The 15,577-nt window shown below is 65.9% G+C and carries 16 protein-coding genes; 4 read left to right on the top strand and 12 right to left on the bottom strand.

Annotated features, from left to right (window positions below; translation table 11 throughout):
• Nucleotides 1–58: 58 nt before the first annotated feature.
• Together aceA and QGN32_RS09055 are read right to left on the bottom strand one after the other, a co-directional pair.
• Entirely contained in the window at nt 59–1,345 is a 1,287-nt protein-coding gene (aceA, locus tag QGN32_RS09050) for an isocitrate lyase (protein ID WP_326548237.1), read from the bottom strand.
• Between the two features lie 240 nt (nt 1,346–1,585).
• A complete protein-coding gene (locus QGN32_RS09055; protein ID WP_326548999.1) occupies nt 1,586–2,362 on the bottom strand; it encodes an acyl-ACP thioesterase domain-containing protein in 777 nt (258 codons plus the stop codon).
• Between the two features lie 122 nt (nt 2,363–2,484).
• Between QGN32_RS09055 and ramB the strand changes: the two genes are divergently transcribed.
• Both ramB and QGN32_RS09065 read left to right on the top strand, forming a co-directional pair.
• The gene (ramB, locus tag QGN32_RS09060; protein ID WP_326548238.1) at nt 2,485–3,912 is read left to right on the top strand and encodes an acetate metabolism transcriptional regulator RamB; all 1,428 of its coding nucleotides are present in this window, start codon (nt 2,485–2,487) and stop codon (nt 3,910–3,912) included.
• 10 nt (nt 3,913–3,922) lie between these two features.
• Nucleotides 3,923–4,474, top strand: coding sequence for a carboxymuconolactone decarboxylase family protein (locus tag QGN32_RS09065; protein ID WP_326548239.1), 552 nt, complete (start codon nt 3,923–3,925; stop codon nt 4,472–4,474).
• A gap of 76 nt (nt 4,475–4,550) precedes the next feature.
• Here the strand turns inward: QGN32_RS09065 and QGN32_RS09070 are convergent, their stop codons facing one another.
• Genes QGN32_RS09070 through adh form a run of 6 tightly spaced genes read right to left on the bottom strand, consistent with a single transcriptional unit; the run spans nt 4,551 to nt 9,115 of the window.
• Complete coding sequence (locus QGN32_RS09070) at nt 4,551–4,841, bottom strand: hypothetical protein (RefSeq protein WP_326548240.1); 291 nt, start codon at nt 4,839–4,841, stop codon at nt 4,551–4,553.
• Between the two features lie 2 nt (nt 4,842–4,843).
• Complete coding sequence (gene lpdA, locus QGN32_RS09075) at nt 4,844–6,247, bottom strand: dihydrolipoyl dehydrogenase (protein WP_326548241.1); 1,404 nt, start codon at nt 6,245–6,247, stop codon at nt 4,844–4,846.
• 9 nt (nt 6,248–6,256) lie between these two features.
• Nucleotides 6,257–6,739, bottom strand: coding sequence for a hypothetical protein (locus tag QGN32_RS09080; protein WP_326548242.1), 483 nt, complete (start codon nt 6,737–6,739; stop codon nt 6,257–6,259).
• The gene (locus tag QGN32_RS09085) at nt 6,732–7,010 is read right to left on the bottom strand and encodes a putative holin (RefSeq protein WP_326548243.1); all 279 of its coding nucleotides are present in this window, start codon (nt 7,008–7,010) and stop codon (nt 6,732–6,734) included. The genes QGN32_RS09080 and QGN32_RS09085 overlap by 8 nt, the downstream gene beginning before the upstream one ends.
• Before the next feature lie 36 nt (nt 7,011–7,046).
• Complete coding sequence (locus QGN32_RS09090; RefSeq protein WP_326548244.1) at nt 7,047–7,592, bottom strand: DUF779 domain-containing protein; 546 nt, start codon at nt 7,590–7,592, stop codon at nt 7,047–7,049.
• Nucleotides 7,592–9,115, bottom strand: a complete 1,524-nt coding sequence (gene adh, locus QGN32_RS09095; RefSeq protein WP_326548245.1) for an aldehyde dehydrogenase — start codon at nt 9,113–9,115, stop codon at nt 7,592–7,594. Before adh ends, QGN32_RS09090 begins: the two co-directional genes overlap by 1 nt.
• 54 nt (nt 9,116–9,169) lie before the next feature.
• Between adh and QGN32_RS09100 the strand changes: the two genes are divergently transcribed.
• The gene (locus QGN32_RS09100; protein WP_442791800.1) at nt 9,170–11,212 is read left to right on the top strand and encodes a prolyl oligopeptidase family serine peptidase; all 2,043 of its coding nucleotides are present in this window, start codon (nt 9,170–9,172) and stop codon (nt 11,210–11,212) included.
• On the opposite strand, the gene QGN32_RS09105 is transcribed toward QGN32_RS09100, so the two are convergent.
• Both QGN32_RS09105 and QGN32_RS09110 read right to left on the bottom strand, forming a co-directional pair.
• Nucleotides 11,169–12,404 carry a Dyp-type peroxidase gene (locus QGN32_RS09105; RefSeq protein ID WP_326548247.1) on the bottom strand — a complete coding sequence of 412 codons (1,236 nt, stop codon included), beginning with the start codon at nt 12,402–12,404 and terminating at the stop codon, nt 11,169–11,171. The genes QGN32_RS09100 and QGN32_RS09105 overlap by 44 nt on opposite strands.
• Nucleotides 12,401–13,333: an EfeM/EfeO family lipoprotein gene (locus QGN32_RS09110; RefSeq protein WP_326548248.1), complete on the bottom strand. Its 933-nt coding sequence runs from the start codon at nt 13,331–13,333 to the stop codon at nt 12,401–12,403. The genes QGN32_RS09105 and QGN32_RS09110 overlap by 4 nt, the downstream gene beginning before the upstream one ends.
• Before the next feature lie 291 nt (nt 13,334–13,624).
• Between QGN32_RS09110 and QGN32_RS09115 the strand changes: the two genes are divergently transcribed.
• A complete protein-coding gene (locus QGN32_RS09115) occupies nt 13,625–14,539 on the top strand; it encodes a crotonase/enoyl-CoA hydratase family protein (RefSeq protein WP_326548249.1) in 915 nt (304 codons plus the stop codon).
• Here QGN32_RS09115 and QGN32_RS09120 read toward each other — a convergent pair.
• Entirely contained in the window at nt 14,482–14,652 is a 171-nt protein-coding gene (locus QGN32_RS09120) for a hypothetical protein (RefSeq protein ID WP_326548250.1), read from the bottom strand. The two genes, QGN32_RS09115 and QGN32_RS09120, sit on opposite strands and share 58 nt — an antisense overlap.
• A gap of 28 nt (nt 14,653–14,680) precedes the next feature.
• Entirely contained in the window at nt 14,681–15,526 is an 846-nt protein-coding gene (locus tag QGN32_RS09125; RefSeq protein ID WP_326548251.1) for a hypothetical protein, read from the bottom strand.
• Nucleotides 15,527–15,577 lie beyond the last annotated feature (51 nt).

Below are 15,577 nucleotides of genomic sequence, written 5' to 3' on the forward strand. Positions count from 1 at the left end.
GGGCTGTGGATCGCGAACGATCGCAGCCCTGGTGCAGGTCTCGGCGAAAGCGAACGGCCTAGTGGAACTGGCCCTCTTCGGTGGAACCCTTCAGCGCGGTGGTGGAGCTGGTCGGATCCACCGTGGTGGCGATCCGGTCGAAGTAGCCGGCGCCGACCTCGCGCTGGTGCTTGGTCGCGGTATAACCGCGCTCCTCGGCGGCGAATTCCCGCTCCTGCAGCTCGACGTAGGCGGTCATCTGGTTGCGGGCGTAGCCGTAGGCCAGATCGAACATCGAGTAGTTCAGCGCGTGGAAGCCGGCCAGCGTGATGAACTGGAACTTGAAGCCCATCGCGCCCAGCTCCTTCTGGAACTTGGCGATCGTCGCGTCGTCGAGGTGCTTGCGCCAGTTGAACGACGGCGAGCAGTTGTAGGCCAGCATCTGGTCGGGGAACTCGGCCTGCACGCCCTCGGCGAACCGCTTGGCCAGCTCGAGGTCGGGGGTGCCGGTCTCCATCCAGATCAGGTCGGCGTACGGCGCGTAGGCCTTGGCGCGTGCGATGCACGGCTCGATGCCGTTGCGCACGCGGTAGAAGCCTTCCTTGGTGCGCTCACCGGTGATGAAGGGCTGGTCGCGCTCGTCGACGTCGGAGGTGATCAGGGTGGCGGCCTCGGCGTCGGTACGGGCGATCACGACGGTCGGCACGTCGGCGACGTCGGCGGCCAGGCGCGCCGAGGTCAGCGTGCGGACGTGCTGCTGCGTCGGGATCAGCACCTTGCCACCGAGGTGACCGCACTTCTTCTCCGAGGCCAGCTGGTCCTCCCAGTGCGAACCCGCGACACCTGCGGCGATCATCGCCTTCTGCAGCTCGTAGACGTTCAGCGCGCCACCGAAGCCGGCCTCGCCGTCGGCGACGATCGGCACCAGCCAGTTCTCCACCGACGTGTCACCCTCGACCTTGGCGATCTCGTCGGCGCGCAGCAGAGCGTTGTTGATGCGCCGGACCACCTGCGGCACCGAGTTGGCCGGGTAGAGGCTCTGGTCGGGGTAGGTGTGGCCGGACAGGTTGGCGTCGCCGGCGACCTGCCACCCGGACAGGTAGATGGCCTTGAGGCCGGCGCGGACCTGCTGGACGGCCATGTTGCCGGTCAGCGCACCGAGCGCGTTGACGAACTCCATGTCGTGCAGTTGGTTCCACAGCACCTCGGCACCGCGACGCGCGAGGGTCGACTCCTCGACGACCGTGCCCTGCAGCGCGACGACGTCCTCGGCGGAGTACTCACGGGTGACGTTCTTCCAGCGGGGATTGGTGTCCCAGTCGCGCTGAATTTCTTCGGCACTCTTCGGCTTGCCAACGGTTGACATGGCGCTCCTTAGATCTATTCACTGCGGCGCTAGGTTTGTTAACGCCGTCCGACTCGCTTCTACGAGGATGCCTCATGCCATTACCGCAGGTCCAGCGGTTTCGCTTGCGAACTTTCGCCAACCAGTACCGGCGATTTGCAAAACCTGCGAAGACATACGTGTGCTTTACCGGTTCAGAAGTTACCCGCCGGTAACACGTTTCCGCAGGTCAGTACGCCCGTACTGTTAAATGACGGGTGATCAGAGGTTGAAGATCGATGCGACCGCTTTGACCTCGTCGCCGACCGCATATGTGAGCGTTGTAACAGTGCGGTCCGTCAGTTCGGGACCGAATTTGTCCGTCGAACCCGGCGGGTAGGTGTGGCTGAGAATCTCCATCTTGTCGCCGAGCGCCACCGCGGCGTCGTGCTCGATGGTCGCCCGCAGCGGGTAGCCCGCAAGCTCGGGGTGATGGTGGAGGTAGTCCTCGATCACCGACCAGTACACCGAGTTGTTCATGTGGTCGAAGATGTCGATGTCGCTGACCCGGATCGGGTAGTCGCGGATCTCGTCGGCGTCGTCGCGGCTGCCCGCCGACAGGTACGCCTTCCACCGCAACCGGTCGACGTCGGTCGTGCGCCGCAAGCCCTCGAGGAAGTCGTCGGAGATGCGCGCCGGCCCCTGGGTCTCGCGGTTGATGTTGATCCAGAACGCCTCGGATTCGATGAGGCCGCCTTTGCGGCCATCGATGCGCACCCGCATCTCGCACCACCGGTTCGACGTGCCCGAGCACCAGCGGCGGAGCCGCAGCATGTCCTGAAACTCGATCGGCCGGATCATGTCGATCATCGTGCGGCGCACGATCCACAGCGGGTGGGTCTCCTGGAAACCCATTTCACGCAGCTGGTCGGAGCCGATGTCCTGAATGTGCCGCGTGGCGGCGTCGAACTTGAGCCGGCCCTCCCGGTCGACGTCGGCGACCCGCAACGGCCACTCGATGTCGAACACGTCGGGGTGCGGGTCGGGCACCGGCATCATCACCTTGTTCAGGCCCGGTCCCCCCTTGGTACTCACGAGCGCTGATCCTGCCACACCCAGCCAGAACGGCCGATCTGCCAACAATGCGAAGCCACTGTTAGCACGTTGCTACGCTGGTCGACGTGGCGAAAACGTTCGTCGGGGCGCGCGTACGGCAGCTCCGGAACGAACGCGGTTTCAGCCAGGCGGCTCTGGCGCAGATGCTGGACATCTCGCCGAGTTACCTCAACCAGATCGAGCACGACGTGCGGCCGCTGACCGTGGCCGTGCTACTGCGCATCACCGAGGTGTTCGGCGTCGACGCGACGTTCTTCGCCTCGGAGGACGACACCCGCCTGGTCGCCGAGTTGCGCGAGGTCACGCTGGACCGGGATCTGGACATCGACGTCGACATCGGGGAGATCGCGGATATGGTGGCCGCGCACCCGAACTTGGCCCGCGCGATGGTCAACCTGCATCGCCGATACCAGCTGACCACCACCCGGTTGGCGGCGGCCACCGAGGACCGGTTCTCGGACGGCGGTGGCTTCGGCTCGGGATCGGGTGCGATCACGATGCCGCACGAGGAAGTGCGCGATTACTTCTACCAACGACAGAACTATCTCCACGAGCTCGACACCGCCGCCGAGGGCCTCACCGTCCGGATGGGCATGCACCGGGCCGAGCTCGCCCGCCAACTGTCGGACCGCCTGACGATGGTGTACGGGGTCCGCATCGCGCGCCGCATCGATCTGGGCGAATCGGTGCTGCACCGCTACGATCCGGTGACGAAGACGCTGGAGCTCAACAATCACCTCTCCTCCGGGCGGACGGCGTTCAAGATGGCCGTCGAGTTGGCGTATCTCGAATTCGGCGGGCTCATCGACAAACTCGTCGGCGAGGGCAGGTTCACCAGCGACGAATCGACGCGGTTGGCGCGACTCGGTCTGGCCAACTACTTCGCGGCCGCGATGGTGTTGCCCTACACGCAGTTTCACGATGTCGCCGAGAACTTTCGCTACGACATCGAACGGCTCTCGGCGTTCTATTCCGTCAGCTACGAGACGATCGCACACCGGCTCTCCACGCTGCAGCGACCGTCGATGCGCGGTGTACCGTTGTCATTCGTTCGAGTCGACCGCGCAGGAAACATGTCAAAACGTCAGTCCGCCACCGGATTCCACTTCTCGTCGAGTGGCGGTACCTGCCCGCTGTGGAACGTCTACGAGACGTTCGCCAACCCCGGAAAGATTCTGGTACAGGTCGCGCAGATGCCCGACGGGCGCAACTACATGTGGGTGGCACGCACGGTCGAGCGCCGCGCGCAACGCTACGGGCAACCGGGTAAGACGTTCGCGATCGGCCTGGGCTGCGAGCTACGGCATGCGCACCGGTTGGTCTACTCGGAGGGACTCGACCTGTCCGGTGGGGTGTCCACGCCGATCGGTGCGGGCTGCCGGGTCTGCGAGCGCGACAACTGTCCGCAGCGTGCCTTCCCCGCGCTGGGCCGTGCGCTCGACATCGACGAGCACCGCAGCACCGTCTCGCCCTACCTGGTCAAGCAGCCCTAGACTCGCTGTGGTGAGCGAACTCGAGTCGGCACGCATCGCGCCCGGTGGATTCAAGGAACTCGGCCCCCTCAACTGGGCCATCGCGAAGCTGGGTGCACGGGCAATCCGCGCACCCCGGTTCAGCCTCTTCAATGTGCTTGGCCGACATCGGCTTCTGTTTCTGGCGTGGCTGCCCTACAGCGGGGTGCTGCTGGGAATGCTCAGCAAGCTGTCGGTGCAGGACGCCGAGACGGTCATCCTGCGCGTCGGCCATCTGCGCGACTGCGAATACGAACTACAGCAGCATCGCCGGTTGGCCCGCAGCCGCGGTATCGGCCCGGATGTGCAGAAGAAGATATTCGAGGGTCCGGACGCCGAGGGACTGACCGACCGTCAGCGCGCGTTGATCACCGCCACCGACGAGTTCGTCGTGACGCGGGGGCTGTCGCCCGAGACGTGGGCCGTGCTCGCCAGACACCTCACCAAGCCGCAGCTGATCGAGTTCTGCATGCTGGCCGCACAGTACGACGGGCTGGCGGCGACAATCACGACTTTGAAAGTGCCGCTGGACTTTCCGGACTGAATATCCGCGAAACGGCATTCCGGCAGGACTTTTCTCGCACTTTGTCTGATGGAATACCGTTTCGCGAACCAATCGGCTAGAGATAAGTGATGCCGAGCACGATCAGCGACAGCAGCACGGGTGAGACCGGCAGGGCGCACAGGAACGCCGCCCACACTTCGGCTTTGCGCTGGTAGGAACGCCATCCCAGCCAGGCGGCGAGCCCGCCGGCGACGAACGACACCGCGGCCACCACCAGCACCCAGGTGCTGACGTTCGAGGTCGCGGTGGCAAGCGAGATACCGGCCAGCCACAGGATATGGCCGACCGCCAGCCCGCCGATACCGGCGACCCAGAGCGCTCGCGTTGCGCCGGCCGTCTGAACCACGCTCAGAAGTTGATCATGTGGCCGAGCAACCCGTGGAAGCACTCCTGCAGTGCCTCGGACATGGTCGGATGCGTGTGCACGTTGCGGGCCAACTCGGTGGCGGTCAGGTCCCACTTCTGCGCAAGGGTCAGCTCCGGGAGCAGTTCGGAGACGTCGTGGCCGATCAGGTGGCCACCGAGCAGCTCGCCGTACTTGCCGTCGGCGATCAGCTTGACGAAGCCGCTGGGGTCGCCCGCGCCGTGCGCCTTGGCGTTGGCGGTGAAGGGGAACTTGGCGACCTTGACGTCGTAACCCTCGTCGCGGGCCTGCTCCTCGGTGAGCCCGAAGCTGGCGACCTGCGGCTGGCAGAACGTCGCGCGCGGCAGCATCCGGTAGTCCCCCAGCGGCAGAGTCTCTGCGCCCGCGATGGTTTCGGCGGCGATGACGCCTTGGGCTTCGGCCACGTGCGCCAGCTGCAGCTTGCCGGTGACGTCACCGATCGCATAGATGTGCGGCACGTTGGTGCGCATGTAGTCGTCGATGCCGATGGCCTTGCGCTCGGTGACGTCGACCCCGGCGTTCTCCAGGCCGTAGCCCTCGATGTTCGGCGCGAAACCGATTGCCTGAAGCACCTTTTCGGCTTTGATGTCTTCGGAGTTGCCGTCCTTGCTGACGGTCACGGTGACCTCGCCGCCACCGGCCCCGTCATCGCTGATCGACTCGACCTTGGTGCCCGTGAGCACCTTGACACCGAGCTTCTTGAACTGCTTCTCGATTTCCTTGGAGACCTCGGCGTCCTCGTTGGGCAGGGCGCGGGGCAGGAACTCGACGATAGTGACGTCGACGCCGAAATTCTTCAGCAGATAGCCGAACTCCATGCCGATCGCGCCCGCGCCCGCGATGACGATCGACGACGGCAGCTCGCGCGTCATGATGAGCTCTTCGTAGGTGACCACGTTCTCCGACAGCGACGTGCCGGGCACCAGCCGGGTGCTGCTGCCGGTGGCGATGATTGCGTTGTCGAACTCGACGGTCTCGGTGTCTCCCTCGTTGAGATCGACCTCGATGGTGTGGTCGTCTTTGAACTTCCCGTATCCGTGAATCTCGGTGATCTTGTTCTTCTTCATCAGGTAGTGCACACCGGTGACCCGGCCCTCGGCGACCTTGCGGCTGCGGTCGAAGGCGGCACCGAAGTCGAACGTCACGTCACCGCTGATGCCGAACTGTTTGGCTTCCTTGGTGAAGATGTTGGCCAGTTCGGCGTTGCGCAGCAGCGCCTTCGACGGGATGCATCCGACGTTGAGGCACACGCCGCCCCAGTACTTGGGTTCGACGATGGCGGTGTTCAGTCCGAGCTGGGCAGCGCGAATGGCCGCGACGTATCCGCCGGGACCTGCTCCGAGAACGACGACGTCATAGTGGGTCACGCCCCCACCCTAGTAAGGGATGACGCCTGCGAAACACCGACTTGCCCATTCGCAGTAGTAGAGGCCGTGCAGGATCGCCGCGCCCGCCACGGCGCCCATCGGCGCCGACGTGACCGCGATCGCAAGCGCCGAGACCACGGGCCGGTCCGGCGCCATGGCGAGAAGCAGGCCACCCACCGTCGAGGCGACCACGAACACCAGCACCACGAAGACCGGGGCCGTCTTGTCGATCGAGTGATACCACCAGTGGTAGAAACCCCACCCCGCTAGTGCGGAGAGCCCCCAGACGCCCACGACGACAAGCACGAACATCCAGCGTTTGAGGTGCCGGTAGTTGCCGGGCACCACCACGGGGTGCGCTGGAACGGGTACCGGCTCCGGCCGCAGGTCTTCGACGGCGGTCATCCCCAGCGCCCCGAACTCGTCCGTGCTGAACGTCGGCGTGTAGGGCTCCGTCGGATCGCCTGGCAGCGTCTCGGTGGTCTCAGACACCGTGCACCGCCTGGATCGCCACCAGCGCACCGAACCAGCCCGGCGCGACACCGAGGATGAAGGCGCCGACCGTCGTCACCCAGCGCCGCGCCGACACGAGAATCGCCAGCATGCCGAGCGCGCCGGGCACGCCGACGACGAGCGCGACGACGACGTCGGGCCGCACGGGGACGTCGATCACCAGGGTCGCGGCGATCCCAAGAATCAGTCCCACCGCGGCGCCGATCAGCAATGCGCTGGTCAGCACCCATGCACGGGGAAGCGGTATCACGCTTGGAAGGCTACGCGGACAGCTCTGCTCGGCCGGTTAACCGCTCGGCGCGTCAGGTATCGGACAGGCATCGATTGCATCACCGACGATGTGCGTGGCCGACGCCGGCGGCCGGACGCCCCGCGCGAAATCCGCCCCGGTCACGGCGGGTGCGGCGGCCAGCGACCGGTTCTCGGCCTCGGTGAACGCCCGGCCTCGGCTCAGGAACCGCACCCCTTCGGGGGCTTCGACGCTGAAGCCGCCGCCTCTGCCGGGGACGACGTCGATCACGAGTTGGGTGTGCTTCCATGCGTCGAATTGCGGGCCGGAGATCCACACGGGAACGCCGTCACCGACGTCGAGCACCGCTAGCAGCACGTCGCGGTCGCCGACGACGAACTCGCCGTCGGGGTAGCACATCGGCGACGACCCGTCGCAGCAGCCGCCGGACTGGTGGAACATCAGCGCACCGTGCTTGTCCTGCAGACGGGCCAGCAGATCGGCGGCCGCCCGGGTGATCAGCGCCCGCGGCGGCGCCCCAGCGGGATTTCGGCGCGCTGCTGATCGCGCAGCGATCGGATGCGCGCCGAAATCACTCGTCATCAGAAGAACCCTTGCGCCTTGTCGCTGTAGGACACCAGCAGGTTCTTGGTCTGCTGGTAGTGGTCGAGCATCATCTTGTGGTTCTCGCGGCCGATGCCCGACTGCTTGTAGCCGCCGAACGCCGCGTGCGCCGGATATGCGTGGTAGCAGTTCGTCCACACCCGGCCCGCCTTGATGTCGCGACCGGCACGGTAGGCGACATTGCCGTTGCGCGACCACACACCGGCGCCCAACCCGTACAGCGTGTCGTTGGCGATCGCGATCGCGTCGTCATAGTCGGTGAACGACGTCACCGCGACGACGGGCCCGAAGATCTCCTCCTGGAAGATCCGCATCCTGTTGTCGCCCTCGAAGATCGTCGGCTGAACGTAGTAGCCGCCGGACAGATCGCCGCCCAGTTCGGCGCGCTCTCCGCCGGTGACGACGCGGGCACCTTCGTCCTTGCCGATCGCAATGTAGGACAGCACCTTTTCGAGTTGATCGTTGGAGGCCTGCGAGCCGATCATCGTCTCGGTGTCCAGTGGATCGCCCTGCCGGACGGCCTTGGTGCGGATCGCGGCCAACTCCAGGAACTCGTCGTAGATGTCGGCCTGGATCAGGCTGCGCGACGGGCACGTGCAGACCTCGCCCTGGTTGAGGGCGAACATCGTGAAGCCCTCCAACGCCTTGTCCTGGTAGTCGTCGGCGGCCGCCATCACGTCGGAGAAGAAGATGTTGGGGCTCTTGCCGCCGAGTTCCAGCGTGACGGGGATCAGGTTCTGGCTCGCGTACTGCATGATGAGCCGTCCGGTGGTGGTCTCACCGGTGAACGCGATCTTGGCGATGCGGTTGCTCGACGCCAGCGGCTTGCCCGCCTCGAACCCGAACCCGTTCACGACGTTGAGCACGCCGGCGGGCAGCAGGTCACCGACCAGGCTCATCAGATACAAAATCGAGGCCGGCGTCTGCTCGGCCGGTTTGAGGACGACGGCGTTGCCCGCGGCCAAGGCGGGTGCGAGCTTCCACGTCGCCATCAGGATCGGAAAGTTCCACGGGATGATTTGCCCGACCACGCCGAGCGGTTCGTGGAAGTGGTAGGCGACGGTGTCGTCGTCGATCTGGGACAGCGAGCCTTCCTGCGCACGGATTGCGCCGGCGAAGTAGCGGAAGTGGTCGACGGCCAGTGGGATGTCGGCGTTGAGCGTTTCGCGAATGGGTTTGCCGTTGTCCCACGACTCGGCCAGCGCCAGCGACTCGAGGTTGTCTTCGATGCGGTCGGCGATCTTGTTGAGAATGTTGGCGCGCTCCCCAGCGGCCGTCTTGCCCCATGCGGTGGCGGCGCCGTGCGCGGCGTCGAGCGCCCTGTCGATATCGGCCTCCCCCGACCGTGGCACCTCGCAGAACGCATGCCCGGTTACCGGCGTTGGGTTCTCGAAGTATTCACCCGAGGCCGGCGGCACCCATTCCCCGCCGATGAAGTTGCCGTACCGCGACTCGAACGACATCAATGCGTCCGCCGAACCCGGCCTGGCGTAAACAGTCATCTTCGACCTCCCTCGAACGGTGTAACCGAGCTCACACTACGCCGAACCGCCACAATGGGTCCCGTGGGAGACGACCCGTATCTGTGGCTCGAGGACATCACCGGCGACGACGCGCTGGACTGGGTGCGCAAGCACAACGAACCGACCGTCGCTCGGTTCGGCGGCGACCGCTTCGAGCAGATGCGCAGCGAAGCGCTGGAGGTGCTCGACACCGACGCCCGCATCCCCTACGTACGCAGGCGCGGCGAATACCTGTACAACTTCTGGCGCGACGCGGACAACCCGCGCGGTCTGTGGCGGCGCACGACGCTGGACAGCTACCGCGCCGAAGAGCCCGACTGGGATGTGCTGATCGACGTCGACGAGCTTGCGCGCGTCGACGACGAGAACTGGGTGTGGGCCGGCGCGGAGGTGCTGGAGCCGGATTACTCGCTCGCGCTCATCGAGCTGTCCCGCGGCGGCGCCGACGCCACCGTGGTTCGCGAATTCGACATGACCACACGGCAGTTCGTCACCGATGGGTTTGCATTGCCGGAGGCCAAGTCAAGCGTGGCGTGGCAGGACCGCGACACCGTGCTGGTCGGTACCGACTTCGGGCCGGGCTCGCTGACCGACTCCGGGTATCCGCGAATCGTCAAGCGCTGGCGTCGCGGACTCCCACTCGCCGAGGCGCAGACGCTGTTCGAGGGCGAAGCTGCCGATGTCAGCGTGGGATGCGGCTATGACGCGACACCGGGCTTCGAGCGGTTGCTGATCACGCGGTCGTTCGACTTCTTCAACCGATACCGCTACGAGTTGCGCGGCGAGGAGCTGATACCGATCGAGGTTCCCACCGACGCCGGTATCTCGGTGCACCGGGAATGGTTGCTGATCCGGCCGCGCACCGATTGGACGGTAGGTCCGACGACGTACCGGGCAGGTTCGCTGCTGGCCACGAACTACGCCGAATACCTCGACGACGCACGCGAATTACGGGTTGTGTTCGAGCCCGATGAGCACTCCAGCCTGGAGAACTACGCGTGGACGCGGGACCGCCTGGTCATCGTCGCGCTCGTCGACGTGATCAGCCAGCTGCAGGTGGTGACACCGGGAACGTGGGAGCGAGCCGAGATTCCGGGAATTCCGCCCAACACCAACACCGTGCTGGTCGACGTCGACGAGTATGGCGACGAAATGTTCTTGGACTCAAGTGGTTTCGATACCCCATCGCGGCTGCTATCGGGTGTCGCCGGTGGTGCGGTCACCGAGGTCAAGCGTGCGCCGTCGTTCTTCGATGCAGCCGACCTCGAGGTCAGCCAGCACTTCGTCGCCTCCGCGGACGGCACCGAGATTCCGTATTTCGTGGTCGGACACCGTCACGTGCAGGCGCCGGGACCGACACTGCTGAGCGGATACGGCGGCTTCGAGGTCGCGAACACGCCAAGCTACGGCGGCGTCCTGGGCAGGCTCTGGCTGAGCCGAGGCGGCACCTACGTGCTGGCGAACATTCGCGGTGGCGGCGAATACGGGCCGACGTGGCACACACAGGCGATGCGAGAGAACCGCCACCTCGTCTACGAGGATTTCGCCGCCGTCGCACGGGATCTCGTTACGCGAGGCATCACCACCGTCGAACAGCTCGGTGCACAGGGGGGAAGCAACGGCGGACTGCTGATGGGTGTGATGCTGACGCGCTATCCGGAACTGTTCGGCGCGCTGGTGTGCAGCGTGCCACTGCTGGATATGCGTCGGTTCCATCTGCTGCTGGCGGGCGCTTCGTGGATGGCCGAGTACGGTGATCCGGACAACCCCGACGACTGGGAGTTCATCGCGAAATACTCGCCGTACCAGAATATTTCGGCCGATCGGCGGTACCCGCCCGTGTTGATCACCACCTCCACCCGTGACGACCGCGTGCATCCCGGCCATGCGCGCAAGATGGCTGCGGCACTGCAGGACGCGGGGCATCCCGTCCACTACTACGAAAACATCGAGGGCGGTCACGCGGGCGCGGCCGACAACGCCCAGACCGCGTTCCGCTCGGCGCTGATCCACGAGTTCCTGTGGTCGATGCTCAGTGCAGCAACTGGTCCCCGAGGAACCGCTCGGGTCCGGTGACGCCGGGCAGCGTGAAGAAGAACCCCCCGCCGACCGGCAGGATGTACTCCTCGAGCGGTTCGCCCTTCAGCCGGCGCTGCACGGTCAGGAAGCCCTTCTCGAGGCTGCGCTGGTAGGCGATGAAGGCCAGTCCCTGGTCGAGTCGGCCCGCGCCGTCGAAACCCCTGGAGTAGTTGAAGCCCCGCCGCAGGATCAGGTTCTCGTCGGTCTCGGGTGTGCGGGGATTCGCCAGCCGGATATGAGCGGTCAGCGGAATTCGCTTGCCGTCCGGGTCCTCTGGGTAGTCGGGGTCGCTGAACTCGCCGTCCAGCCCGAGCGGCGCACCGCTGATCTTGCTGCGCCCGATCAGCGCCTCCTGCTCGACGAGTTGAGTACGGTCCCAGAACTCGACGAACATCCGGATGATTCGGATCGCCTGATACGAGCCGCCGACCGCCCATTCCGGTTCGCCATCCTGCGGGCCGACCCAGACGTGGCGATCCATGATCGCGTCGTCGTCGACATCGAGGTTGGCCGTCCCATCCTTGAAGCCCAACAGGTTTCGTGGCGTCGCGGCCTCCGATGCCCGGCCGGCGCCGATGCCCCTCGCATAGCCGTCGACCATCCACCGAAGCACCAGATCGCTGCGGGTGCGGCGCATCAACTGCCGCAGGGCGAACACGACGGTGTCGGTGTGTCCGGCCTCCATGATGATCGACAGGTCGCCGTGGGACAGTTTGGGATCCAGCCGGTCGTTGGCCAGGAACGGCATGGTGACCAGCTCTTTGGGCTTGCGATCGGCCAGCCCGAACCGGTCGTCGAACAGCGAAGCTCCGACGCCGACCACGATCGACAGGTTGTCTGCGGGCGGCTGCTCCCCGAGGATGCCGGAGTCGACGGGCGGGTACTCGGGATCACGGGTCTGGAGCGGCTTACCCGCCATCAGCCCGCGGATCTCCTCGGTGAGGTCCTGCAGGGTGCGCTTCAGGCCGTCGCGATCCTTCGACAGCACATTGAACGATGCGATCAGGCCCTGTTCCGGGATGGGCAGCGCGGTGATTCCGGTCTGGTGCGGCCCCTCGAACGGGACGAACGCCGCCGCGGGCGCCCCGGTGTCCGGCGAGCACCCGGCGAGGGCCGCACCGACGCCGACCGCGGCGCCCGTGCCGAGCGCGCCGGTGATGAAGCCGCGGCGCGAAAGACCTTCGGTCACTGCAGTTTCAGCACTCCAGAAATCTGCGACATGTTTTCCGACAGCCCGGCGAGCTGGGCCTTCAGCTTGTCGATGACGTCGGGTGTCACGGTGACCTCCGGGCAGCGAGCCGACGGATACGGATCGTTCTCGGTGCAGAACAGCACCCAGCCGTCACCGCGGCGCAGGGGCGCCAAGGTCTCGAATACCGAATCGATTCCCGCGTCGATCTCGCCCAGCAACGCCGGATCTGCCTTTACCAGAGCGGGGTTCAACTTGCCGACGGCGTCGCGTGCCCCCTGCACGTTCGCGTCGAAGTCCCAGAGGTCGGTCTTGGAGTAGCGCTCCTCTTCGCCGGTGATCTTGCCCTCGGACACCTCTTCGATGAGTTCGGCGGCGCCGTTGGCGACGTCGATCGGCTTCACCTCGACCGACGGGAACTGGGCCTTCAGGCCGGCGACGTCCTTGTCGAGTTGATCGGCGAACGGTGCCGCGCCCTCGGTGGTGTTCTGCTCGAACAGGATGTACTCGAGGCGGTGCCAGCCGGTGAACTCCCGGTCGTCGACGCCTGCGAAGTCGTCCACCCGGCCATCGATCTTGCGGTCGATATCCTCGACCAGCACGGCGATCGGCTCGATACGCTCCCACGGCTGACGCGACGGCGCATAGGCGTCCTGGGCTGCCTTGATGTCACCGGCACGCACGGCGTCGGTGAAGACTTTGACCACGCGCTGAAGTTCGTCGATGTTGCTCTGCGCGTAGGCCTTGTAGTCGGCTGCGGCTTTGTCCAGAACAGCGGGGTCGACCGCGGGGGCGGCGCTCGTGGTCTCGGCCGCCGTTCCGTTGGCGGACGTCGTCTCGCCGCCGGAGGACGAGCTGCCGTTCGAGCACCCGGACAGGATCAGGCCGGCGACGGCGATGGGAGCGGCCCACGCAAGATAGCGGTTCATTCGTACCTCAAAGTTAGGAGAGGCTGACCATAACACTCGCCGAAACAGGGAGGATTGGCACACCTTGGTCTCGGACGACTCGCTTCGGTTCTCCTCCCTCGGCGAGGCCGGCGCCGACTGAGTCCGCCGTCGTACGCCGAACTCCGATAACAACTGGTTCAACGTCATCGGCAAGCGGCTGTCGCGGTGACGCCACCCCGAGACCCATCAGCGTTGCCGCCGCACGGTCTCCGGTGAGTCGATTCGTCACCGAATCCGATACCCGGGGCTTGCTCTGCCAGACTTGCAGCCATGACGCCGCCGGAGTCCAAGCCGCAGTTCGAGACGCTGCTCTACGCCGCCGAGCCACCCGTGGCCACCATCACGCTCAACCGCCCCGACCACCTCAACACCATCGTCCCGCCGATGCCCGACGAGATCGAGGCGGCGATCGGCCTGGCCGAACGCGACCCGGCGATCAAGGTGATCGTGCTGCGCGGCGCCGGCCGCGCGTTCTCCGGCGGCTACGACTTCGGCGGCGGCTTCACCCACTGGGGCCAGGCGATGAACACCGACGGCCGCTGGGACCCCGGTAAGGACTTCGCGATGGTCAGCACCCGCGAGACCGGCCCCACGCAGAAGTTCATGGCGATCTGGCGTGCCTCCAAACCCGTGATCGCACAGGTGCACGGCTGGTGCGTCGGCGGCGCAAGCGACTACGCCCTGTGCGCCGACATCGTCATCGCCAGCGACGACGCGGTGATCGGTACCCCATACGCCCGCATGTGGGGCGCCTACCTCACCGGTATGTGGTTGTACCGGCTGAGCCTGGCGAAGGCGAAGTGGCACTCGTTGACCGGTGAGCCCCTGACCGGGAAGGAAGCCGCCGCAGTCGAACTCATCAACGAGTCCGTTCCGTTCAAGAACCTCGAGGCTCGAGTCGAGGAGATCGCGTTGAGGCTTGCGCGGATCCCGCTGTCGCAATTGCAGGCGCAGAAGCTGATCGTCAACCAGGCCTACGAGAACATGGGCCTGGCGTCCACCCAGACACTCGGCGGCATCCTCGACGGGCTGATGCGGAACACACCGGACGCGCTGTCCTTCATCGAAACCGCTGAGACACAGGGTGTTCGGACCGCGGTCGAGCACCGCGACGGGCCGTGGGGGGACTACAGCCAGGCGCCGCCAGAGAAACGTCCTGACCCGTCACACATCGTCGAGCCCTGACCGGAATCCAACAACGCGTCGATGGTGCTGGTGCGGCGCAACGCGCCGGTGACCACGGGCGGCCACATCTCGACCGGCCCATGCGGGCCCGCGATGTCGGAGACGAACGGCATGGACTGACGGTAGCAATACCGAGGTGGGCTAAACGTCGCGTCGGCGCAACCCGCCGAGCGCCGACACGAGCACACCGAACACCACGAGCACTCCACCCGCCGCCAAGGTGAGGTTCAGCCAGTGGTGAAAGCTGTCCACGGCGTGGGCCAGCATCACGTCGGCGACCTCGCGGATGTCACCCGAGAGCCGGTTCAACGTGTTGTCGATGGAGCGCCGCGCCACCTCCACGCCGGCCCAACCGGCAGCACCCACGATCAGAGCCGAAACACCCAGTGCGGCAAGCGCTCTGCCACGACTGCGGGCCGCAGCGAGCACCAGCAGAGCGAACACCCCGGTGAGGACCGCGGCACCGACGCTGAGCCACGGCCCCCACGTCGAAACCCGCTTGAGCTGACCGGGCCGCCAGGTGTCCGTGATGGACACCGGTACCGGCAGCGATTCGGGTGTCGCGACCCCGACGTTGCCCAGCGTCCGGCGGAACGACTCGTCGGCGAGCATCGGGCCGAGGTCGAGGATCCACTCGTCGGTGCCCTCGACCTGTCGGGCCGAGTCGGTGAACATCCAGCGGTGTCCGACCGTGTTGGCCAGGGCGAACTGGCCGGGGAAGGTTGGGTTTGCGGTGTAGGCCGAGGCGACGCCCCGGATCATGCCGTTGTCGACGTCGTAACCGTTGTCGGACAGATATGCCGAGACTTCCGTCGCGAGGATCCCCGCCATCGGCTTCTGTAGTTGCGGGTCCTTGGCCGCCGACTCCGTTAACGCCGAATACCCGTTGGCGTCGACCACGTTCCGCTGTGCCCACATCGTCGGGACGGCGACCGCGAGCAGAGCGGTGGTGATGAGCCACAGAAACACGGTTGCCACCGACCGCACGCGCATCCTCCTCAACGAAAGTACGGTTTCTGACACGAAACGCGAGTAACC

The organism is Mycolicibacterium sp. ND9-15 (assembly GCF_035918395.1).
Classification (GTDB): Bacteria; Actinomycetota; Actinomycetes; order Mycobacteriales; family Mycobacteriaceae; genus Mycobacterium.

Excerpts from the sequence above, each read along its gene's own strand:
- QGN32_RS09055 (WP_326548999.1), bottom strand. The coding sequence starts at position 2,362 with ATGATGCCGGTGCCCGACCCGCACCCCGACGTGTTCGACATCGAGTGG.
- QGN32_RS09110 (WP_326548248.1), bottom strand. The coding sequence starts at position 13,333 with ATGAACCGCTATCTTGCGTGGGCCGCTCCCATCGCCGTCGCCGGCCTG.
- QGN32_RS09090 (WP_326548244.1), bottom strand. The coding sequence starts at position 7,592 with ATGACGAGTGATTTCGGCGCGCATCCGATCGCTGCGCGATCAGCAGCG.
- QGN32_RS09100 (WP_442791800.1), top strand. The coding sequence starts at position 9,170 with ATGGGTCCCGTGGGAGACGACCCGTATCTGTGGCTCGAGGACATCACC.
- aceA (WP_326548237.1), bottom strand. The coding sequence starts at position 1,345 with ATGTCAACCGTTGGCAAGCCGAAGAGTGCCGAAGAAATTCAGCGCGAC.
- QGN32_RS09120 (WP_326548250.1), bottom strand. The coding sequence starts at position 14,652 with ATGCCGTTCGTCTCCGACATCGCGGGCCCGCATGGGCCGGTCGAGATG.
- adh (WP_326548245.1), bottom strand. The coding sequence starts at position 9,115 with ATGACTGTTTACGCCAGGCCGGGTTCGGCGGACGCATTGATGTCGTTC.
- QGN32_RS09115 (WP_326548249.1), top strand. The coding sequence starts at position 13,625 with ATGACGCCGCCGGAGTCCAAGCCGCAGTTCGAGACGCTGCTCTACGCC.